This window comes from Bacillus sp. T-10(2022) (genome assembly GCF_056502895.1).
This window is the reverse complement of record NZ_CP113518.1, coordinates 2,791,089-2,812,855: the sequence shown is the minus strand read 5'-3', so window position 1 is coordinate 2,812,855 and position 21,767 is coordinate 2,791,089. Positions and strand designations below refer to the sequence as shown.

At 38.6% G+C, this 21,767-nt stretch carries 21 protein-coding genes and 1 pseudogene; 3 read left to right on the top strand and 19 right to left on the bottom strand.

The genetic code is table 11. The features are described from left to right. Positions 1 to 7: 7 nt before the first annotated feature. From OSJ91_RS13775 to OSJ91_RS13750, 6 genes are all read right to left on the bottom strand, one after another. On the bottom strand, positions 8 to 1,231 hold the full coding sequence (locus OSJ91_RS13775) for a dihydrolipoamide acetyltransferase family protein (RefSeq protein ID WP_485891824.1): 1,224 nt from the start codon (positions 1,229 to 1,231) through the stop codon (positions 8 to 10). A gap of 105 nt (positions 1,232 to 1,336) precedes the next feature. Continuing rightward, positions 1,337 to 2,371, bottom strand: a complete 1,035-nt coding sequence (locus tag OSJ91_RS13770; protein WP_485891823.1) for an alpha-ketoacid dehydrogenase subunit beta — start codon at positions 2,369 to 2,371, stop codon at positions 1,337 to 1,339. Positions 2,372 to 2,392: 21 nt separating this feature from the next. Continuing rightward, positions 2,393 to 3,385 carry a thiamine pyrophosphate-dependent dehydrogenase E1 component subunit alpha gene (locus tag OSJ91_RS13765; RefSeq protein WP_241591712.1) on the bottom strand — a complete coding sequence of 331 codons (993 nt, stop codon included), beginning with the start codon at positions 3,383 to 3,385 and terminating at the stop codon, positions 2,393 to 2,395. A gap of 325 nt (positions 3,386 to 3,710) precedes the next feature. After that, positions 3,711 to 4,238 (bottom strand): NADPH-dependent FMN reductase, encoded by a 528-nt coding sequence (locus OSJ91_RS13760; RefSeq protein WP_434547793.1) that lies wholly within the window; start codon positions 4,236 to 4,238, stop codon positions 3,711 to 3,713. An 87-nt stretch (positions 4,239 to 4,325) separates the two neighbouring features. After that, positions 4,326 to 4,649: an antibiotic biosynthesis monooxygenase family protein gene (locus tag OSJ91_RS13755; RefSeq protein ID WP_413017763.1), complete on the bottom strand. Its 324-nt coding sequence runs from the start codon at positions 4,647 to 4,649 to the stop codon at positions 4,326 to 4,328. A 108-nt stretch (positions 4,650 to 4,757) separates the two neighbouring features. Next, complete coding sequence (locus tag OSJ91_RS13750) at positions 4,758 to 5,351, bottom strand: TetR/AcrR family transcriptional regulator (protein ID WP_413017761.1); 594 nt, start codon at positions 5,349 to 5,351, stop codon at positions 4,758 to 4,760. A gap of 517 nt (positions 5,352 to 5,868) precedes the next feature. On the opposite strand from OSJ91_RS13750, the gene OSJ91_RS13745 reads away from it, so the two are divergent. After that, positions 5,869 to 6,903 (top strand): serine hydrolase domain-containing protein, encoded by a 1,035-nt coding sequence (locus OSJ91_RS13745; protein ID WP_485891822.1) that lies wholly within the window; start codon positions 5,869 to 5,871, stop codon positions 6,901 to 6,903. 115 nt (positions 6,904 to 7,018) lie between these two features. On the opposite strand, the pseudogene OSJ91_RS13740 reads toward OSJ91_RS13745, so the two are convergent. The 11 genes and pseudogenes from OSJ91_RS13740 to cdaS form a co-directional block, all read right to left on the bottom strand. Further along, positions 7,019 to 7,979, bottom strand: a pseudogene (locus OSJ91_RS13740) (IS1595 family transposase). Between the two features lie 115 nt (positions 7,980 to 8,094). Continuing rightward, entirely contained in the window at positions 8,095 to 10,116 is a 2,022-nt protein-coding gene (locus OSJ91_RS13735; protein WP_485891821.1) for an acetoacetate--CoA ligase, read from the bottom strand. Positions 10,117 to 10,189: 73 nt separating this feature from the next. After that, a complete protein-coding gene (locus tag OSJ91_RS13730) occupies positions 10,190 to 11,461 on the bottom strand; it encodes an ATP-binding protein (RefSeq protein WP_413017755.1) in 1,272 nt (423 codons plus the stop codon). A 417-nt stretch (positions 11,462 to 11,878) separates the two neighbouring features. Further along, a complete protein-coding gene (locus tag OSJ91_RS13725; RefSeq protein WP_350302669.1) occupies positions 11,879 to 12,211 on the bottom strand; it encodes a (2Fe-2S) ferredoxin domain-containing protein in 333 nt (110 codons plus the stop codon). Positions 12,212 to 12,574: 363 nt separating this feature from the next. Continuing rightward, positions 12,575 to 12,661, bottom strand: a complete 87-nt coding sequence (locus OSJ91_RS13720; RefSeq protein ID WP_350302871.1) for a cation transporter — start codon at positions 12,659 to 12,661, stop codon at positions 12,575 to 12,577. 184 nt (positions 12,662 to 12,845) lie between these two features. After that, positions 12,846 to 13,520 (bottom strand): C40 family peptidase, encoded by a 675-nt coding sequence (locus OSJ91_RS13715; protein ID WP_485891820.1) that lies wholly within the window; start codon positions 13,518 to 13,520, stop codon positions 12,846 to 12,848. Positions 13,521 to 14,168: 648 nt separating this feature from the next. Further along, positions 14,169 to 15,311 (bottom strand): acyl-CoA dehydrogenase family protein, encoded by a 1,143-nt coding sequence (locus tag OSJ91_RS13710; protein WP_485891819.1) that lies wholly within the window; start codon positions 15,309 to 15,311, stop codon positions 14,169 to 14,171. A 117-nt stretch (positions 15,312 to 15,428) separates the two neighbouring features. After that, positions 15,429 to 16,676 carry a GTPase family protein gene (locus OSJ91_RS13705; protein WP_485891818.1) on the bottom strand — a complete coding sequence of 416 codons (1,248 nt, stop codon included), beginning with the start codon at positions 16,674 to 16,676 and terminating at the stop codon, positions 15,429 to 15,431. Positions 16,677 to 16,792: 116 nt separating this feature from the next. Next, on the bottom strand, positions 16,793 to 17,545 hold the full coding sequence (locus tag OSJ91_RS13700; RefSeq protein WP_350302665.1) for a PadR family transcriptional regulator: 753 nt from the start codon (positions 17,543 to 17,545) through the stop codon (positions 16,793 to 16,795). Between the two features lie 244 nt (positions 17,546 to 17,789). Next, positions 17,790 to 18,536: a type I methionyl aminopeptidase gene (map, locus tag OSJ91_RS13695; protein ID WP_101222117.1), complete on the bottom strand. Its 747-nt coding sequence runs from the start codon at positions 18,534 to 18,536 to the stop codon at positions 17,790 to 17,792. 254 nt (positions 18,537 to 18,790) lie between these two features. Beyond that, positions 18,791 to 19,411 (bottom strand): sporulation-specific diadenylate cyclase CdaS, encoded by a 621-nt coding sequence (gene cdaS, locus OSJ91_RS13690; RefSeq protein ID WP_350302664.1) that lies wholly within the window; start codon positions 19,409 to 19,411, stop codon positions 18,791 to 18,793. A gap of 275 nt (positions 19,412 to 19,686) precedes the next feature. Between cdaS and OSJ91_RS13685 the strand changes: the two genes are divergently transcribed. Beyond that, on the top strand, positions 19,687 to 20,007 hold the full coding sequence (locus OSJ91_RS13685) for a 2Fe-2S iron-sulfur cluster-binding protein (RefSeq protein WP_350302663.1): 321 nt from the start codon (positions 19,687 to 19,689) through the stop codon (positions 20,005 to 20,007). A gap of 81 nt (positions 20,008 to 20,088) precedes the next feature. On the opposite strand, the gene OSJ91_RS13680 is transcribed toward OSJ91_RS13685, so the two are convergent. Continuing rightward, a complete protein-coding gene (locus OSJ91_RS13680; RefSeq protein ID WP_309518964.1) occupies positions 20,089 to 20,469 on the bottom strand; it encodes a VOC family protein in 381 nt (126 codons plus the stop codon). Between the two features lie 338 nt (positions 20,470 to 20,807). Next, on the bottom strand, positions 20,808 to 21,116 hold the full coding sequence (locus OSJ91_RS13675; RefSeq protein WP_485891817.1) for a hypothetical protein: 309 nt from the start codon (positions 21,114 to 21,116) through the stop codon (positions 20,808 to 20,810). Between the two features lie 143 nt (positions 21,117 to 21,259). Here OSJ91_RS13675 and OSJ91_RS13670 point away from each other — a divergent pair, with 143 nt between their 5' ends. Then, a complete protein-coding gene (locus tag OSJ91_RS13670) occupies positions 21,260 to 21,727 on the top strand; it encodes a DinB family protein (RefSeq protein WP_485891816.1) in 468 nt (155 codons plus the stop codon). Positions 21,728 to 21,767 lie beyond the last annotated feature (40 nt).

The window sequence follows — 21,767 nt, the reverse complement described above, 5'->3', positions numbered from 1 at the left end:
TCCTATTCTATAAAATCACGGTGATCGGCTCTTCTAAATACCGTTTTAGTGTTTGTAAAAAGGCAGCAGCGGGTGCCCCGTCGAGTACACGGTGATCAAAAGTTAAACTGAGTGGCAGGATCGTTCTCCTCTCCAGTTCTTCGCCAATATAAAGCGGGGTATCGTAAGCAGATCCAATTCCGAGTATCCCCGTTTCCGGTGTATTGAGAATCGGTGTAAAGTGCTCAACTCCAAATGCCCCGAGGTTACTGATTGTAAAAGTGGACCCTTGCATGTCTTCAATAGGCAATTGAGAGTCACGTGCACATCGAGCCAATTCCTTCCCCTTATTCGATAACTGCCTTAAGGTATAATTTTCGGCATTTCTTATTACGGGAACAACGAGTCCATTCTCCAAGGCCACCGCTAATCCAAGATGGATATGCTCATACAAAATGATGTTATCTTCAATATAAGCACTATTCATTTTAGGATGCTCTTTAAGTGAAATCACGACAGCCTTGGCAATAAAGTCCGTTATAGTCAATTTAGTTGATTCATGTTTTTGTAGTGCTTCAGCAGCCTGTTTTTGCAAAATGACTAGATCAGTGACATCCACTTTCATCGTTATAGTTAATTGGGCACTGCTTTGCAAGCTCTCCTTCATACGTTTAGCGATGATGTTCCTCATGCCCGTAACAGGAATCTGCTGCGGATTATCTAAAGCAGGTTGGGGTGGGGAAACTATGCTTTTTTCTGTATTTACCGGCATGGAATCCCTTTTCTCAATTACTTTCTGTACATCTTCTTTTGTGATTCTTCCGCCTGGCCCCGTACCTTGTATCTTCTCGATGTCAAGATTCGCTGCCTGTGCCATTTTTCGCGCAACCGGGGTGATCATCAATCGATCTCCCATTGGCAAAATGGGTGAGTCTTTTGTTTTCGGCTTTTCTTGTACAGCAATTTTCGACTGTGTTTCTTTTGCAACAGGTTCATCGATCTTTATTTTTTCATTCGGATTACCGATATGACAGATAACGGTTCCTGGAGGTACTCCTTGTCCTTCTTGAACAGCTATATTCAGAATCGTACCTTCAGCTGGAGATTCAATTTCCATTTCTATTTTCTCTGAATTGATGCTGGCAATTGCTTCACCTTTTTCGACTGGGTCCCCAACAGCCTTACTCCATAACGAAACAGTGCCTTCTTTCATTGCCATGCCCAATTTCGGCATTACCACTTCGACAGCCATATCTTATTTCTCCCTTCAGATTGATTTCTGTGGCTCTTTGGTTTTGTTGCTCCAACTTTTGCAGTTCTATGCGAAAAAGCTGGAGCATGCATCATATTGATTTAATTACACCTCAAGAATGGAAGGTTCCCCCAATAATTCTGAAACGACTTGTATCACTTTTTCCGATGTTGGAAGGTAAATATCTTCTAGCGGTGGAGAAAAAGGAACAGGTGTATGTGGTGCCGTAATCCTCTTAATTGGTGCATCGAGCGTGTCAAATCCTTTATCCGCCACCAGTGCGGCAATATCCGTAGCGACGCTGCATCTTGGGTTCGCTTCATCGATCACAATCAAACGATTTGTTTTTGCCACAGAGGAGAGTATCGATTCTTCATCCAGTGGTGACAAGCTCCGCGGGTCGACAAGCTCAACTTCAATGCCTTTAGCTGTGAGTTTTTCAGCAGCCTCCATCGCGGTGTGAACTTGTTTACCGATGGCAACGACCGTCAAATCCGAGCCTTTCCTTTTAATTTCAGCTTTGCCGATTGGGATTGTATAGTAGCCTTCCGGAACCTCCCCTACCATGTTATATAGCGTTTTATCTTCAAAAAAGATGACAGGGTCATTATCTTCAATGGCTGAAAGTAAGAGCCCTTTTGCGTCATAGGGGGATGAGGGAACGACGACCTTCAATCCAGGAATGCTGGTGAACAAAGCATAGAGGCTTTGTGAATGCTGAGCTGCAGCCCTGAACCCTGCACCATGCATCGTACGGATCGTCACGGGAACCTGTGCTTTTCCGCCAAACATATAGCGGAACTTCGCACCTTGATTCAATACTTCATCCAAACAGCTGCCAATGAAATCGTTGAACATTAACTCGGCAATCGGTCGTAAGCCTGTCGAAGCGGCTGCCATGGCCGCTCCCATATATCCTGCTTCCGCAATGGGTGTATCGAGGATTCTATCCCGGCCAAACTCTTGAACCAATCCTTTTGTGACACCTAAAACACCACCCCATGCTTCGTCATCCTGCAAATGATCGACTTCTGCACCGCCGGCTACATCTTCTCCCATAAGGATGACATTTTCGTCTTTTCTCATTGCCATGGCCATTGCTTCATTTATTGCTTGTGACATACTGATTTTTCTACTCATCTCAATTCCTCCTTTTATAGTTTAATAGGATACATAAACATCGTTTAATAAATCGGATGCCTCTGGATACGGGCTATCTTCACTGAACTTGACTGCTTGTTTAATAGATTCCTCAACGGCATTCTCAAGAGAAATCAGTTCTTTTTCCGCCAGCAGATTCTGATTCAGCAAGTAATTCCTAAATAGGGCAATCGCATCTTTCTCTTGTTTATGCTCCTTTTTGTCTTGTTCTTTTTTATACTTCTGTGCATCTCCCTCGAAGTGGCCATAATTACGATAAGTAACGCATTCGATCAATGATGGGCCTTCTCCTCTGCGAGCCCTCTGAACGGCTTCTTCAGCAGCCTTATACACAGCCAATACATCTTTCCCATCAACCCGGACACCCGGGATATTGTAGCTTATCGCCCGATCGGCTATCGTTTTACAGCTTGAAGCATAGTTAAAAGGCGTGGCTTCCCCATACCCATTATTTTCAGCGATGAATATAACGGGCAGCTTCCAGATTGCCGCCAGATTTATCCCTTCATGGAATGTTCCATGATTGTTGGCACCATCACCAAAAAAACAAACACTAACATGATCGGTCTTTTTATATTTGGCAGTTAATGCTGCCCCACATGCGAGCGGAAAGCCACCACCGACTATTCCGTTCGCACCTAACATCCCTTTATCCAAATCGGCAATATGCATGGAACCGCCTTTCCCTTTGCAAAGCCCTGTCACCTTCCCATAGATTTCAGCCATCATCCCGTTAAGGTCGCATTCTTTTGCAATACAATGCCCATGCCCCCTGTGGGTGCTTGTGATGCTGTCCTTTTCGGATAGGTGAGCACATACTCCGACAGCAACCGCTTCTTCCCCTGCATACAAATGGACAAACCCTGGTAAAATCCCCTTTGCAAAAGATTCATGAACCTGGTCTTCGAATTTTCTGATCTCCAGCATTTTTTTGTACATCCAATAAGCCTTGTCCTGAGATAACTTTATTTCATTCGATTGTACCGTTTCCATTTTTCAGCCCCCAATCATTAATAATGAGTCAATTTTATATATTGCAATTGCCGTGCCAAAATGTGGGGCGGTAAAATTGGGAATGTATCTATTTTCAGCCGAAACAAAACGAGACAAAATGAGATTGTTGTCTCGTTTTGTCTCGTTTTTTTAAACTATACTATTCATATCACTTATCACTGAAGTGAAAGGATGGTTTGAATGTGAATGCAGCCTGTCTAAGGAATATGCTCTTTATGCACCATTTGCTTAGGTGTTAGTGCTTGCTAACATGAATATTGTTAAAAAGTTGGAGGGGAAGGACATAGCTAGTAAACTATCAAGCTTATCGTAATCTTTTTAAGGCACCGCTCCATGCAATCGTTTGATCTAACATTGCATGGACATTACCACGGTGTAAATCAGCTGGTTTAAACGTTTTGAAGTTTTCAAAATCTGTAAAAAGCGATAATGTTGGATTTACCCGAACGTCCGCAACTAGTAATTCCCCTAAGATGCCGCGCAAATGTTCGGCTGCTCGGGCTCCGCCAGTTGAACCATAGCTCACGATGCCCGCAGCTTTGTTGTTCCATTCATCACGTGCGGAATCAAGTGCGTTTTTTAATGCCCCTGTAATACTGTGATTGTATTCTTGTACGATAAACACAAAACCATCCAAGCTAGAAAGTTTTTCTGACCAAGCTAATAATCCACGTTCTTTACCAGTGCCTTCTCCAACAAATGGCAAGTTAAAATCTGCGATATCGACGATTTCATAATTTGCATCTTCTCGTTCATCAGCTATTTCTTTAACCCAATTTCCAACTTGTGGACTTACGCGTCCTATTCGTGTGCTTCCTAAGATAATTCCCATCTTTAATTTTTCCAATGTTTTCTCCTCCTCGTAAAAACTGACTGGCAAATTAATTGTTTAAGAATATAACCTCATGATTTGATGGATTTACATATTTTCAATCTCTTCCACTAACGTGTAGTACCCACCTTCTGTATCTTCAATGAGATGGTTTATTTTGTTAAGATGTTCTCTAAATTCACTTTTTTCTAACCAATTTTCATGAAAATCAATACTCTCAAAGGTAGTTACCATAATTGCCTTATTATTATCCACAGAACGATGCCAACGGCTACTGATCCAACCAGGAACACCTTGTGATCCCTTCTTAAAATTGAGTAGTTCTTCAGCTTGGATAGCAACCAATTCATCTAGTTTGCTTGGTTTAGCTGTAAATACATTAATCCATACTATTGTATTACTTGATTTCATATTCATAATCTCCTGTCATTTAACATATTTTTTTCAATTCATTAATAATCGCCATTTCCTTTTATTCTCAAAGTGCGTCAGTGCTGACTGTCATTTTTTAATGAAAAACTAGGGCGTTAAAGCCCTAGTAAATGTTTGTACACTCCCCATTATAAATGCCTCCAGGGACACGGTTGGATAGTTTCCATCACCATCCAGATTGTTCATAAAGGCACCAAAATTCATCATCATGAACGACAACGCCTGAAGCTCTGGGTCTGTGTTGATAAGCTTTCCTTTTTCATACATCGTGTTAAAATAGTTTGTCAAAATTTCCAGTAACTGTCGAGGGTGCTTTTGTGTTTTTTCTCGAAACCCAGGTAAATTGCCTTCCTCCTTGATACTTATCATAATCATTTTCCGGTTACGATTCATGATTTCATGATACGTTCGACTGATCAGTTGTAAGTCTGAATGTAAATCCCACACGATTTGCTCTTCATTAAAAAGTCTTGTCATCTCTTCGGCATAATGATATCGATCAAATGCTGTTTCTAGAAGATTTAGCTTGCTTCCAAACCGACGAAACAGTGTTTTTTCACTCAAACCTGCGGCACCAGCAATTTCCTGAGTAGTAACACCATTGTACCCCTTCTCTGCGATTAGATCGATTGCCGCCAACAGCAGCTTATCATCGGTACTTAGCTTATTACTGCTGCTCATGCTCTCACTTCCTCTGAATGGACTGTCAGTACTTACTGACTATGTATTTTATTCTATTCAGCTGTTTTAAAAATGTCAAGAAAATATTTCCAGAAATACATATTCTTTTTAAGATGGTGGGCCGATCCAATGATAGAACGGGAAAAGGGGCAACCATTTATTGCTTTATTAGTTAGCAATTTTCTTGCTTGTATACGAAAGTTACCTACACAAACATAGGAGTTGCCTTTCATGTCATAGATGGCCATTATAACGGGAGACCGATTGGCATCACGTTCGAAAATCCAGACCAATATCCAGAAATGGACAAGTTACTCGCTTTTAGAATTATCACCAAGATTATTCAAGAGAATTATATAAAAAAGGCTGTTTTCTAAAAGATTGTTGCTCTCAGGATAAAAACTAACCACATGAATTTTATGGTAAAATATAAGTGGTTCTTATTCAACAAACGGGCAGTTTAAATGAGTTTTATTTTAAACGTTTGTACATAGGAGTTAATTTGGGGGTTGTTAGTATGAAAACACAAAATATCAACATTCAAAAGCTCATGGAAGATTATAATGTTTCTGGATTAAGCATTGCAGAAATTGATGGTGGTTACATAAGAAGTACAGAATGCTATGGTTTTCTTGAAGCAGAAACAGATAAAAGAGTGGAAAGTAATTCTATATTTAATGCTTGTTCAATCAGTAAATTTTTAACCTCAATTCTAGTGATGAAATTGACGGAACAAAGTATTCTTGATTTAGATGAGAATGTAAATGAAAAACTTTCATCGTGGAAGGTTCCTCATAATGAACTAAATAAAAATAAAAAAGTTACCTTAAGAAATTTACTTAGTCACCAATCTGGTGTAATTGACCCCGAAGGAAGTTTTATTGAACTCGATTCGAGGTTAGGTAACCCCACAATGGTCGAGCTTTTAGAAGGAAGAACACCCTATTGTAAAGCTCCTATTGAAATTAAGTATGAGCCTGGGAGCACCTTTCAATATTCAGACGCAGGTTTTTGCATTATACAGCTTTTGATAGAAGACGTTACTGGAAAACTTTTTAAGGAAGTAATGATTGAACATATTTTTCAACCATTAAATATGGAAAATAGCACATTTGAACTTCCAACATCAGAAGCAACCAAAAAATATTTCTCTTGCGGTCATAACAAAAGTGGAGAATTAGTAAATGGAAAATATCCAATATATCCATATCCAGCAGCTTCTGGGTTATGGACAACGCCTACAGATTTAGCTCTTTTGGTCATTGAATTAATGAATTCTTTAAATGGTGAAAGTAAGCTTAAGCTTTCAGTAAGTAAAGCAATTGAAGTTATAAATTCCCAAGGTTGTAAAGAGTGGACTGGGCTAGGAATTTTCCTAGATAAAAACGAAAAGGGAATTGAGATTTCATCTCTTGGTTGGGGCGTTGGTTTTCAATGTATGATGGTAGCTTATCCTTATTTAGAAACGGGATTAGTCATTATGATAAATACCGATCTAGGTGTTCATCAATTAAAAGGTATTATTGGTAAAGTCTACAATGCTTATTTTTAAATATTTGCTTTTCAAAAAATGAGGGCTTTAATGGAGTAACCGGATAACTTGTATTATCACGCTTAGAGGAAAAATACTCTGAGCGTTTTTTAGTACACCGAACCCCCAAAGCTGGTTAACTTCTGAACGTCTCAACAGTATAATATTTAGATTTATGACAAGCTGAAATAAGCATTTGTTCAACTCGTTTCCCTATTTCTAGACAGCGAAAACCAGTAAAGGTAATTAAGATAATATGTTCCGACTCCTTAAAAACTCTCCATCCAACCCTCTAGTCTGTTGTGAAAGTTATTAACGTGCTGTATATGAAATAAAGCTTTTTTTACACGTTGCTTCTCACGTTCATTAATCGTCTCGTGCAGCAAGGCTTTTACCTAAGCAAATTTTTTATAGTTTGTTGCGGTACCAGTGCATACAAAGCAGGTGGGTGAATAGAATCACCTATAACTGCTTCAATTTCTTCAGCTTTAACCCGCCAGTACAGGCTTTACGTGCAACCATATTTCCATTGCGGTCTTGAGCTACTACTACGGCAATCTTTAGATTAGAAATTCCTCTTTTTTTATCCTTTTCTCTTCTTTTTTCATTTTTCTATGATTGATCATGCAGCGGCCTTTTAAAGACTCACGAAAAAATGTTTAATCACTCTCGACAAAACCTTCTAATTGTTTGAAGATTGCTTTCAAGATTTTATGTCTCCAATAGAATGCAGTGGAAATATGTATTTTTAGCTATCTTGCGTAAAGTAACACCCTCAATCATAAACTCAATATTTTTGACCCATTTTTCTGGATATTTAGAGACTGAAAATGTAGTATTAGTCATATTATTGAAGGATTTATTGCAGTCCTTACATAAATAGCGTTGCCTTGAACGAAATCTCCCATTGCGTTTTACAGTGTACTTCCAAAATGAACGCAACCTATACTTGAAGCAATCGAGCTTCACGTATAGATCTGAACAATTTTTCAATTCTATCAGATTCTCTGGAAACAAAGCTTGTTTTATGGCCTCAAATAAAGCCATTTGCTGTGACTTAGCAGTTCGCTGAAACCTTCGTATACATTTTCCCACATCACTAAACGCCTCCTATAAAACGGATTATATCAATGTTCAGTTAGTAGGTGGAAAAAATAACAATCTAAACTAAACAGTCTAAAAAAAGACGGAGCATTTTGCTCCGCCTGATTGCTAGAATATTTTTTTCTCATTCAACTCGAGAGCTAATTCTTTAAAGAACTGTAGCGATTCTGGATTTCCCATGGAGTCTGCATTGACTACTTTATCAAACTCGAAACCTAATAACACTTTACGTATCGGGACTTCCATTTTCTTTCCGTTCAACGTTTTAGGAATTTGTTCAACGACATGGATTTGGTCAGGGATAAAGCGAGGGGACACTTGCCCTCTGATTTGTTCCTTGATTTTTGCCGTCAATGCTGTATCCAGGCTATTACCGGGCTTAAGGACAAGAAACAGCAGCAGTGAGGATCCGCGGCCAAGCACTTCCCTATCAATGACAAGGCTTTCCATCACCTCGTCGATCGCTTCGACGACCCGGTAGATATCGCTAGTTCCCATCCGTACACCAGAACGGTTGATCGTCGAGTCGGAACGACCATAAATGATACAGCTGCCCTTGTCGTCAATCTTTATCCAATCACCATGTTTCCATATGCCAGGATACGAATCGAAATAACTCTCGTAGTATCTTGTCCCGTCATGATCATTCCAGAAGTATAGCGGCATGGATGGCATCGGTTTGGTAATGACCAATTCACCGACTACATTAATCAATGTTTGACCATGCTCATCAAAAGCTTGTGCACAAACACCCAATGCCCTTCCTTGTATCTCTCCGATTCTTACGGGCAATGTTGGAACGCCACCTACAAACCCGGCACAAACATCGGTTCCGCCACTGGATGAACTGAGCCAGATATCCTTCTTGACATTCTCATACACCCATTTATAACCGTCGCCAGACAATGGAGCCCCAGTTGAAAAAAGAGCCTTCAATTTTGATAAATCATATTTTCCCATTGGCTTGTTTCCTAACTTCATGGAATTCGTAAGGAATGGTGCACTTGTTCCAAAGAAGGTCATGCCTGTATCTTCAGCCAATTCCCAAAGGGCATCCATATTCGGAAAAGAAGGACTGCCATCATAAAGGACGATGGTCCCTTCATTAAGCAAACCGCCCATAAGGAGATTCCACATCATCCAGCCTGTAGTCGTAAACCAGAATACAGTATCCTCGGAAGTCATGCCTTGATGGATTCTTGTTGATTTTAAATGCTCCAATAATATACCGCCATGCCCTTGTACAATTGGTTTTGGCATTCCGGTTGTACCGGATGAATAGAGAATCCAAAGCGGATGATCGAACGGAACATTTTCAAAAGATAATTCTGCCTTTTCTTTTAAAAGGTCATCCCAAGGAACCGTATCTGCCAGATTCACATCCAAAATCTTTTTTTCTATGTAAGGAACCAGCACGGTATGCTTTACAGTGACCAATTCCTGTTTAAGCTGGGAGACGACTGATGTTTTATCATATACATTTCCATTGTACTGATATCCATCAACCGCCAGTAATACAACTGGTTCAATCTGTTTGAAACGATCTATGACGCTTCTTGCCCCAAAGTCAGGTGAACAACTGGACCAAATGGCACCTATGCTTGCTGTTGCCAAGAAAGCTATGACAGCTTCAGGTATGTTTGGCATATAGGCAACAACATGGTCACCGGATTTCACACCAAGTTTCCTTAATGAATGGGCGACAGAAGCTACTTTTTCTTTCAGCTCTTTCCAGCTGACTTCCTGCTGCCTGATGTGTTCGGAACGAAAAAAAATCGCCGTTTTCTCTTCTTGCTCATTCCATAATGCATTTTCAGCATAATTAAGCCTTGCCCCCTCGAACCATTTCGCACCTGGCATTGATTGCTCCGCTAAAACCCTGTCATATTTCCTGGCTGCTTTTACATCACAATAATCCCAAATTGAAGCCCAAAATTCCTCCAGTTCATCTACCGACCATTTCCATAATTCATGATAATCATGAAATGTTATACCTTTCTTTTCTTTTAACCATTTCACATATTGAGTCAATACCGTTTGCTCGATTTGTTCCTTTGTCGGTTCCCAAATGATTTGTCCATCTGTAAGCGATTTCATACAATCATCTCCCTTAGGTATCAAATGCGTCATTGAATCATTTCATAATATTGGTAGTTTACTTAAATTGTAATCTATGAGTGTAAAACCGTCAATTTACACTAAACTAAATAGGCTCGTATTTATGTATGGGCAGGTTAATAGAGAAACATGTCCCTTTCCCTTGTACACTTGACACATGTACCGTTCCTTCCATGCTTTTGATAACGCTATATGAAACCATCATGCCTAATCCCGTCCCTTTATTTTTTGTCGTGAAGTAAGGCTCACCTAAACGGTATATCTGTTCCTGTGTCATACCAATTCCCTGATCTTGGATCTTAATTTGGATGGTGGAGGCAGCACGAAGTAAATCTATGTAAATTTCGCCAGCATGGTCCATCGATTCTATCCCATTCTTTAAGATATTGAACAAGCACTGCTGGAATTTCTTCCTTTCCCCCATGATATAATAAGCTCCATCTTCGAATAAGGATAATTTCAATTCTGTTCCATTATTGCTAGCCAAGGGTTTTATGCTGTTCACGACATGCTGAATTTCTTCGGATACCCTTAATCGCTCCGTGTTTTCAGGGCTTATGGCAGCAAACGTCAAATAATCATTAATGACATCCGTGGCCCGATCCAATTCCTTCAGTGCAATATTTGCATATTTGACCTTTGTATGGGAAGACACGTCTTCGCTTAACATTTGAATATATCCCCTGGTAACTGTAAGGGGATTTCTGACTTCATGAGATATGCTTGCAGCAAGATGACTAACGATCTGCAATTTTTCCGCTTTCACTAATTTTTCGAGAACCTGAAAATTAGTGAGGATGACCTCCCATAGTAAGATTACAACAACGATTCCAATGACTTGGATCGTGAAGTATTGTTTCCATAGACTTATGCCGATAGTAAGTTCAAATACGACTGTTGAAATAAACTGCGTGAGAATATGGACAATGAATATTAATGATATACCAATAAGGATTTTTTTACTGACAGACATTTTTAGGTAGTACTTAGATATAAAAAACAGGGAAATTCCCATTAGTGGAAATGTGATGCATGATATATAAAATCCATTATCACCCCCTGATAAATAGCGGATAACAAGAGTGATGACTATCAATATGATTCCTAACCGGTAGCCTCCATATAAACCGCCTAATAGAAAAGGGATCCATCTAAGGTCCCAAACAAAATCCTCTTCTATAACAACGGGAAATAACATGCATAGAACAAGTGAAAGAATAGGGAAAATCGATAGGAAGGATCCTTTTAATGCATCTAAACGGTATACGTACTTCACTAGATAGCTCATTTGCAATAAAAAGATCGGAAAAAGGATAATTAAAAAGTTAATCAGTAAATCTTTTGTCATAAGATTCATTTTTACACCGAACTTTCGATATTTTTCGAAGATTTAGACAGGTATATCAATCATAACAAGATAGAGAATGATAAGCTAGTGAAATTAACATGAGGGATTAAAAGTTTCTCTTCCGCCATCCAGGTAAGAATTTGAGGTAATGTTATAAAAAAATACCCGTTCATAAAAGTGTACTTTTACGAGCGGGTATTGTTCCCCCTTATTGAATTTTCGACATAGACGTTAATGCCCTTTCAAAACTTCAATTTTTTCTAAGAGAACAATTTTCAATTAGTATTAATGGGGAGAAGTAAACCCTATTTTGGAAATATGGACTGATTGGTAAAAATGATCAGTCCATTGAATATCGCAATTTTTTTCTTCCAGAAAGACCCTGTAAAGAAACCCTTTTTAGATATAGAAGTAAGATGTTACAGTTCATCCACTCTCATGGTTCTTGAATGTTTTCCCATCATGGTAATAAAGTTCAGAGCCTAGATGAACATTGTCATTTTCTTTCAATTGACGAATAAGTTCTTTACTTTTTGTTTTATTCATTTCTTTATACCAGGTTCCTTGTGGATATAGAACAGCGATCGGCCCATGCTTGCATTGGCCGTTGCATAATGTTTTTGTTGTGTGAATCTCCTTTTGTAGTTCTAGGTTTTTCAATTCCGCCCTAATAGTCTCTGTTACTTCTTCTGCTCCATTTTTCGTGCATGTTTTCCCGTTGCAAATTAATAGATGTTTGCTAACCCCATCTAAGCTCATATAAATTCCCCTTTTTTCTTTTTTTTTGACCTCTATAACAAATGGATAGCTATTGACTTTATCATGAAATTTAAATTCTCCCCACACTTTGTAAGTCAGTAAAAAAATCGGGAACGCCGTTGTAAGGAACCAAATTCGATCTGTTATGCAGCTCTTTAAAGAGTATTCAGGTAGGTCGAATTTCAGAGTATAAACGCCATTCCTTTTTCCAAAGGATGTTAGGAAAGAATTAACGACCACGGTTATGATAAACCATACCCTGGTAAAGTATATGTTGTTCTAAAAGAAATCGTGCTTCAATTCGCACGTTCTTTATTAAATGTTATTGTACATGTCTGGTTTAAATTCCACTTCAACGGTCCCTCAATCCAAGTTTGCTTTCACAGCGTTAACTCCAGGTAATTTCTCTACTCTACCTTTAATCGCTTTAATGCAATGCCCACTAGACATAAAAAAGCCAAGCACCGATTCAGAGACTTTCCATTAATAGGAGTTATTTTAGTTGCATGGGTTGGTGGTTTATCATCATCATAGGACTTTCTCGATATAATAACCTATTTGTAGATTAATGAAAAAAAGCCAGTCCTTTGAAAAAGAACTGGGTTTAATGTCTTAAAAGTTAAAAGTCACTCTATCAATTATATGATTTTGCACCTAAATATCTTTCTGACCAATAGCTATTATTCATCGAAGTAATACTTACACCTTTTGAGGAGGAACTATGAATGAATTGGTTCCCTCCAATATAAATGCCCGCATGAGAGGCGCCAGTTTTATAGGTTTCAAAAAAAACAAGATTCCCAACTTTTGGCGAAGAAACCTTATTCCCCTTCTTATATATTTCCGCAACAGTTCTAGGCAAATTCACATCGGTACTTTTTTCGTAAACATATTTTAAAAATCCGCTGCAATCAAAACCTTTTGGTGTACTCCCTCCCCATACATAGGATACACCCAAATATTTTTTAGCGTTATTTACCAGATTAGTAGATGAATTACCGTTTGACTTTTGAGCAGTGTTTTTCCTAACCCCCAAAGCCTTATATGTATTCGGACCTACAATACCGTCAGCTTTCAAGCCCTTACTTTTTTGAAATTTCACTACCGAACTTTTAGTGATTGTTCCAAAATATGTAGTAGTGTTTTTATTAGTGAAGTACCCTTTATTCTTTAAAACCCCTTGTAATTGTTTTACTTCTGTATGAGTCATTCCACTTTTTAACGTACGATCTCCTAATGCAGCATTACTAACCAAAGGATTTGAAAGTAACAATCCAGTCACTACAACTGAAGCTATAATTTTTTTCATTTACTATTTTCCCCCGATAAAATCTCTTTTTTATAATTTTATCATCCTTAAGTGACACACATATTTTCCTTAATTTACATTATCATTACAAAATTATGCAGGATTAGTGCAGAAGTTACAAAATATCTATAATACCCCAAACATCTTCCGGAAATTGATATGTCTATAGAAGATTTAAAAATTAATTACAGAACTTTAAATTTGTGGATATCTTATGAAAATAATCCATACAATAAGCAATTTGAATATCTCCAACAAATATACTGGACATTATATTTAAAATTATCCTATGGTTACTTTTAACTAATATTTGGGTGGCAGGGCACCTACCCATTGATTAGGTGTGAATAGTATTTTTTCCTGACTCTTTTTATTTTGCATTTGTATCCATTTAACTCGTTCAGATGTTTGTTCTTAAGTTTGTGAATACCTGGATTTTCCTCCCTTACTTTATAAATGCTTAGTTCTAATTTCCCCCACACTCTAGAAGTCGTACATGTGTACGAAAAAAAAGACTACACCTAATAGCTACTAGCCCCCTCCTAAAAAACTGCACTTGAAACGCAAATACAAAATAACGTTAGAAAAAGAACAGAAAAAAACACTGAAAACGACGAAGTCATTTCAGTGCCATATTCGAATACGAACTTAATAAAGAGCGGATTTTGCGAGCATCGTTATAGTCGCATCATCCATCGGAGGATTATGGAGACCTGCGCGTACATCCCTATAGTAGCGTTGCAGGGGATTGTTTCGTTGTAAACTTTTAGCTCCAACGACTCTCATCGCTTTATCGACGATTGAAATCGATTTGTTGACGACCGATAACTTAACAGCACCCAATTGCTTCGATAATTCATCATGATCTTCAGGCTGCCGCACCCATTTTTCTGCGACAGAGTAGAGGAAATGGTGTGCTTCCCCCAATTCCAGTTCCATCTCCCCAATTGTACGTTGAACATTCGGAAGGTCCCTGATTGGTCCTGGTAAGCTATTGGGAGAATAGGTTTTCGCAAATTCGACTGCATAATTTCTGGCAGCCACTGCAATTCCCAAGTAGCAAGCCGGTATATGTAATAGCCACGCTTCAGGTTTTCTTTTTTCACCAGGATTGCTTTTCATGACATAATTCTTTTCAGGCAGGCTGACATCAGTTAACACCAAATCATGACTTCCTGTCCCCTGCATGGAGATCATATCCCAAGTTTCTTCTATACTTACACCCGTTACATCACGATGAACTAAAAAAGTGCCTAAACACTCATCCTCGGGTACCCATGCCGTTACAAGAAAAATATCAAGGATGGGAGAGAGTGTAGTAAAAGTCTTTCTGCCATTCAAATTCCATTGTTTACCCTTTTTGATAGCGATCGTTTCCGGTCGGCCTCCGCGCGTCGGGCTCCCCGTTCCAGCCTCAGTTGCAGCCGTATTGATTAGAGCACCTTTAGACACTTCATCAAACAACTCTTTCATGACATCTTTTTCCCACGGTCTCTTCTCCGTTAAGGAGAGGACGGTTCCGACATGCCAGCCTATTCCTAAGGCTGTTGGGCCGCAATATTGAGCTATTTTTTCTTGGCATAGAAGAAAATCATATAAGGAACCGCCGTACCCCCCATCCTCTTTTGCTAACGTTAATTGGGGATATCCGAATTCCTTTAACTCCTGAATGTTTTCAAAAGGAAATCCCTTAGAATCATCAAGTGCCTCAGATCGGCCGGAAAAGGACTGAATCGCTTCCTCTAATTTTTGGATATATTCTTTTTGCTTCTGTGATTGAAAAAACGACATGAAGATCATCCCTCCCTGTAGTAAACAAAAATCCTGAACCATCCAGCAGCAGAAACAGAACTGCTAACTCCACTTTATCATATCACCATAGTGTAGTTTATGGTTCGAAACTGCCCATTAAGAGTCGATGTCTTCATTTTTATATTCTTTGTTCGCGTTCTTGTAAGCTTCCTTAGCCTGATCAATATTTTTGTTTTCGAGAAAGTAAGCTATGGCTGCTTGCCCGATCCCATATGTGACTGCGCCCGCTACCGCACCCGAAACGACTAGGCCGGCTCCTGGGATGAAACGGACTGCAGCCCTGACGCCTTCCCTGACAAGGAGACCGATTCCGACATTGATCCCTAATGCTGCAATGAATTCACTTGCCGTTTTTGTATTGATTTCTTTATCCGCGATAAAACCAATCACCACAATCATCAAACCTTGAATGCCGGTCAAAATGGGAAAATCGGCAAAAGGTATTGGCTCTGCACCGATTAAACCTGCGATTGCCGTAAACGTTCCCACTATCGTCCGTGCGAATTTCTTCTTTACGAATTGGCTCTGCATCGCTTTGGCTGTCTTCAGCTTCGCTTCACTGGGTAAGGCCTCAATTAAGTAATCAGACAGCAAATCTATGTTCCAACGCATATCATATTCAATATTTCCACTATCATCAAAATCAATATATGAACAAGTAGGAATGATGTTCAAAAGTGGTATTTCACTCTCTTTAAATCTTTTTGACATCAAAGCGATGGCTTCATCAATATTCTGTTTTTTCTTAGGATTGGCATCAAAAGGCGTTTGTTTATAATGTGGCGGATCTAATTCATCCACTTGGGTGACCACACATATGACTGGTACATCATAATGGTGATTCTCTTTAACGATCTTGCGCAGCTTATTCAATTCTTGTAAATCTTCTTCAATCCGTGAATCCGTTTCTTTTGCTTTAATCAAGAAAAGAAACACATCAGGCTGTTCTTCTGTTACCGCTTTTATCAATTCATCCAATGGTGTTTCTTCTTCGAACTGTTCCGTAGGAGCTTCACTCTCACCAAGCCCCCGGGAGTCCAGCAAACGAATTTTGGGCTCGGCATCACTCGGGTACCATAGCCATTTTCCCTTTCCCGTTCCGGACTTAACGGAACTGACATATTGCCGTTCCTGACCAAACATCGCATTGATCAGTGATGATTTTCCGGAACCACGCCTACCGACAAGAGCAATTCGCGGTTCCCTTGCATCAACTGTCATCGTTTTAAGCTTTAAGAGCTGGTCGAGCATTTTGTTCTTTTTCGATTGTGAAATGGGCAGCTTATCTACCTGGCCTTTAATGAAACTGAATATGCTTCCCATTTCATCGTGTTTTTCCACCATCACTCATTCCCCCTTGTTAAGAAGTGTTTTAAGTAACATTTACCCTTGAACGATTCAATTTAAGCATGTAACTTCATTCTCCTTGCAAAATTAAGGGGCCCATTTCTTTTATTCATTTAACTCTTTTCTTTTAAGAACATAATGACACTGGCCATGTATTTTTGGACTTCCTGGACTTGAAAGGCGGCAGAATCCGCAATCTGTTTGTAATGATGCTGTCCTTCGTCGGTGATTCGTAAATAGCGTTTAGTTCGTTTTTCACTTTCCCACCTGCCGACAAGTAGCCCGTTCTCTTCCATTTCATGAGATAAATCATATAAATAACCGTTAGAAGCGATCCAACCGAACTGATTTTTAAGCAGATCGCCAATTTCCCCCATGTATATGGGCTTCTTAGTGAAAGCGGCTTTTAAGGTTACATAACGGACAAGATCCTTCACCGATATTATTTTCGAGAAATACGACCTGTATTCTTCAGGAAGCTCATTAACAACCGGTGGGTTTTCACCAGATCCCCTTAAATCGAACATGAAGCGATCAATGACCTTTTTCACTTCGGAAAACCGTTCCAGGAAATTTTCTTGGTACCATATGTAAAGCTCTTTGCCTTTCTCCGTTATTTGATAATAATTTCTTCCCTTATTCGTATATAAGGATAAATGATTGGATTCGACTAGCGTATTGGATATTTTACATAAATAGTCATAGCTATGCACTTTTCCAGTGAACGTATTTTTCAGGTCCTGATGAATCGCCCTTGGATAATTCGCTTTTAACCTCAAAGAGTGAAGTAAGAAAATCGTTAAAAATTCCCGCTGGCTCAAACCAACAGTTTCAACCGTTGCAGACAGTTTCTCCCCTTTCTTCACTGTCAAAACCCCCTTTATATACTGTTTATATAACACATCATTAAATATTTCTTCCTTCCCCTTATTATCCTGTGCTGCCACATAATAGTAAAGTTTTTAATGCCTAACTGCCTAGTGCTAATTTTTTGGATTCGATCTATTGTGGGATGGATTAGATTCTGAATATTCTGTCGAGGTTTATTATGAAATAGTTTGAAAATAAAAAGAAGAAACGGCCCATGATAAGGCCGTTTCTTCTTTTGGTTTACTGTTCCGTTAAAATGATCGGTTCACCTTTTGTAATGACAAGGGTATGTTCATATTGCGCGGAAAGCTTTCCATCTGCCGTTCTCGCCGTCCAGCCGTCTTGGTCCATTTTCATATGCCATGTTCCTGCATTCAGCATTGGCTCGATCGTGATGACCATACCTTCTTTTAGACGGGCACCTTTACCTGGCTTACCATAATGTAGGACGGTTGGGTCCTCGTGCATGGTTTTACCGATTCCGTGACCTGTAAAATCGCGGACTACAGAAAACTTCTCACCTTCTGCATATGACTGGATTGCATGCCCGATATCCCCGAGACGATTTCCTGCACGTGCAACTTCGATGCCCCTGTATAAAGCATTCTTGGTTACATCCATTAAACGCTGAGCCTCATCGGAAACTTCACCGACCGCATATGTCCAAGCGGAATCCGCCAAACCGCCGTTAAGGTTCACCACCATATCAATCGTTACGATGTCTCCCTCTTTTAGGGCTTTCTTTTGCGGAAAGCCGTGACAAATTACATCATTCACTGACGCACACGTTGCATATTTGTAGCCGTTATAGCCCTTTTGTTCAGGTGTAGCACCATGCTCAGCCAAGTACTTATCGACAAATTCTTCGATTTCCCAAGTCGTGATGCCCGGTTTTATCATTTTTGCAATTTCTCTATGCGTCGCAGCAAGAAGTTTGCCCGCTTCATGCATCAAATTTATTTCTCGTTCACTTTTAATGGTTATCATTTAAAATCCTCTTTCGTTTTATAACTTTTCTAATTGAGACTCCTTATTTATCATATGCCTTTTTTTATATAAAAAGCAACCAAAAACCCGGTAAAAATCACCGGGTTGATTAATTCATGACCTTTTTTGTACCTGTAATTCCGAGAAAAATAAAAAATGGAAGCCAGTGTTTACGTTTTTTACACAATTGAATATACCAGGTGAGAATTACCTGGTATTTATAATCACGATTGGACTTAATTGTCTCAAAAATTTTATATAGGTCCATGTGTATTAATCGGGTACAGATTTCCATCTAACGCAAATGAAACTCTTCCTGTTTCTTCTGATACTACCAATACCAGGGCATCACTTCGTTCAGATAAACCTAATGCAGAGCGGTGGCGTGTTCCAAGTTTTTTTCCCCCTGTTGATCTGTCTGAAAGCGGAAGGACATTTGCTGCGGAAACAATCTGATTTTTATTAACCAAAACGGCACCATCATGCAGTGGATTTCCAGGGAAAAAAATTGATTCCAATAAAGAATGGGTTAACTCCGCTCCTATTGAAATACCGGGTTGAATCAATGAATCAATAGGGTCTCCCCGTTGAATCACAATCAAGCCGCCATGTCTCAAATTCGACAAATTTTGTACGCAAGTTGATAACTCGGGATATTTGTCCGTAAACGGTGACAAATAACAGTTCAAATAAAATGTAGCTGCTTTCATATCGATGTATATAAATTTATCTTTTATTTTCTCGAAATTCCCAAGAAGACAATAATTTTCATCCCCCATTGCTTCTAAGTTATCCTGTAATGCTGATATTACTTGTCGTAAATCCTCTTTTAACATTTGTTTCATTGGTGAAAAATCACAATTGCCATTATTCACAGGCATGCACCTCCCCTTTATTATTCACTCTCTTTTTTTCAATAAATCTTAATTTACCTCTAAAAGACCCTTCTTATTTTTCCTAGCTCTATATATGCTTTGTTAAATTTATAATTATGAATGTACTTAAAGTTTGTCTTCACGATAATTAATTATTCATCTTTACTATGAAATCAGTAGTGACTTCACATTTTTTTATGTCATATGGACAAGGTAAGAGAATAGATATATTAATGACCTGTTGATAGATATCCTATAATAAGAGGTGGTATTAGATGCCTAATGTAACAGTATTTGACCAAGGAACGTTTGAAGTAGAAATGGGAAAAAAATTAGTATTGGCATTGGAAGATAACGGTATAAATATTCTCCACCGATGCGGCGGGAAGGCCAAATGTACAACTTGCAGAGTTGAAATATTGGCAGGTGATTTTTTGGAGGTGACACATAAAGAAAAAAAAATCTTTGAGGAAAAAGGAATGGAAGATCATTTACGTTTATCTTGTCAAATTTACGTGAATGGAGACATTACCGTTCGGCCGATCAAGACGGTAGAAAACTCTGGAATTCCTGCTGGGCCAAGGCCTGCTGACTGAATAGTTTCATAAGTGTCGCAGTTTAATCAAAAAACATCAAAACAATTGTTTTGATGTTTTTTTAATCTTTAGCCAAAAGAATTACTTCTTTTCCATGACCGCAAAGTAATTATCTTCATTATCAGCAAAATTGAAAACTCTTCCAGATGGCATATTTACAAGCTCTCCCACTTTGATATTCTTCTCTGAAAAGTCTTTATATAATTCATCAAGATTATCCGAGTAAAACATTAACGAAGGTGTATTAAGATTTAATTCAGGCTGCATTTTAGCAATGAATTCCTTATTATGCAGGATGATACTCGTTTCTGCTTCCTTTGTTGGGGCTATTTCAATCCATCTTAGCCCTTGGCCATTATCTTCTTCAGAAATTACGCTAAAACCGAATTTTTCCGTCCAAAATTTCAATGACTCGTCTTGGTTATTTACATATAACATAATTTGACCGACTTTATTAATCATTTGCTTCTCTCCCTTTCTGATGATTTTGTTTTTAATTGAATCATTTATGTATAAGCATCCTGTTGGTTGGAAATATATAGCTGATTAAATCGTATTATAAATGCAAGATTTAATCAATATTTACCAAAATTGAATTTTTAGGGAGGTTTTTGAAACCTATACAATTGCTTAGAAAAGCAGTTATCTCTTACGAATTTGCTTAGTTGTTTCTTCTACATATTCCAAAAAATCTGTATATGTCGACTTCTCTTCCAGATATTGCGCTACCACAGTTAATGGAACCATAACTCTATCACTCTTTTTGGAGGAAAGAACGGTTTCTGTTTTAATGCCCCTATTCACCCATCAAGTGCAGAAAAATGATATACAGAATCATATTCATACCATTTAAAATCTTGATTTATATTCCTTTTTATAATTTCTCCAATATAGGCACCTATTTTTATCACAAAATTATCAAAATGATTCTTTAAAAGTTCACTGCCCATTTGGGTAGTACATAATCTTTTCGTATAGGCATCTATATAGCGAATTCTTTCAAAAGTGAAATCTGAATTTCTCTTTGTTAGGTTCTCTTGATCCCAAGTATCTTTTGAAACATCCTGATACATTAGTTTCGCAATGCCTTTTAAATCATTTTTAATCAATTTTGTTCTATTTAAGGAAGTGTTAATTATAAGTCTACACCGGAAGATATAAAAAGCTTTGCAATCTTTATATACAGAAATTTGCAGGACTTTTCGATTTTTCACAGAACTTCTATACAGAGTATTTCTCAAAGGAGAGTGAAATGGTGGTTCTATCGAAAGAGGGTTTCTTAAATATATTGGAAGGCAACAGGAGCTTGACGTTGCGGGTGCTTGAAGCTTTCCCTGAAGAAGAATTGTTTCATTATACACCGGCCGGGAAGCTTCGCCCTTTCGCAGAGATGGTTAAAGAAATCATGAACATTGAGACTGCATATATGCGTGGAATTGCACTGGGTGTTTGGGAGTTTCCAGATTCGTTTGCCGGAATTTCTACCAAAGAAGAACTTGTATCAGCATGCGAAGTAGTAAGGGATGATACAAGGAAACTCTGGGAGGAAATGACCGAGGAAACGCTTGGAGTGGTTGAAAAGGATCCTTTTTTCGGTCCCTCACAAAGCCACTTTGATAGACTTCAATATGCCTTGGAAAATGAGATCCACCATAGGGGACAGGGGTATATCTATCTCAGAACACTCGGAATTGAACCACCGGAATTTTTCGTAAGGTAATAATTCATCATGTAATAAATTTGGAGCAATGAATAAGAAA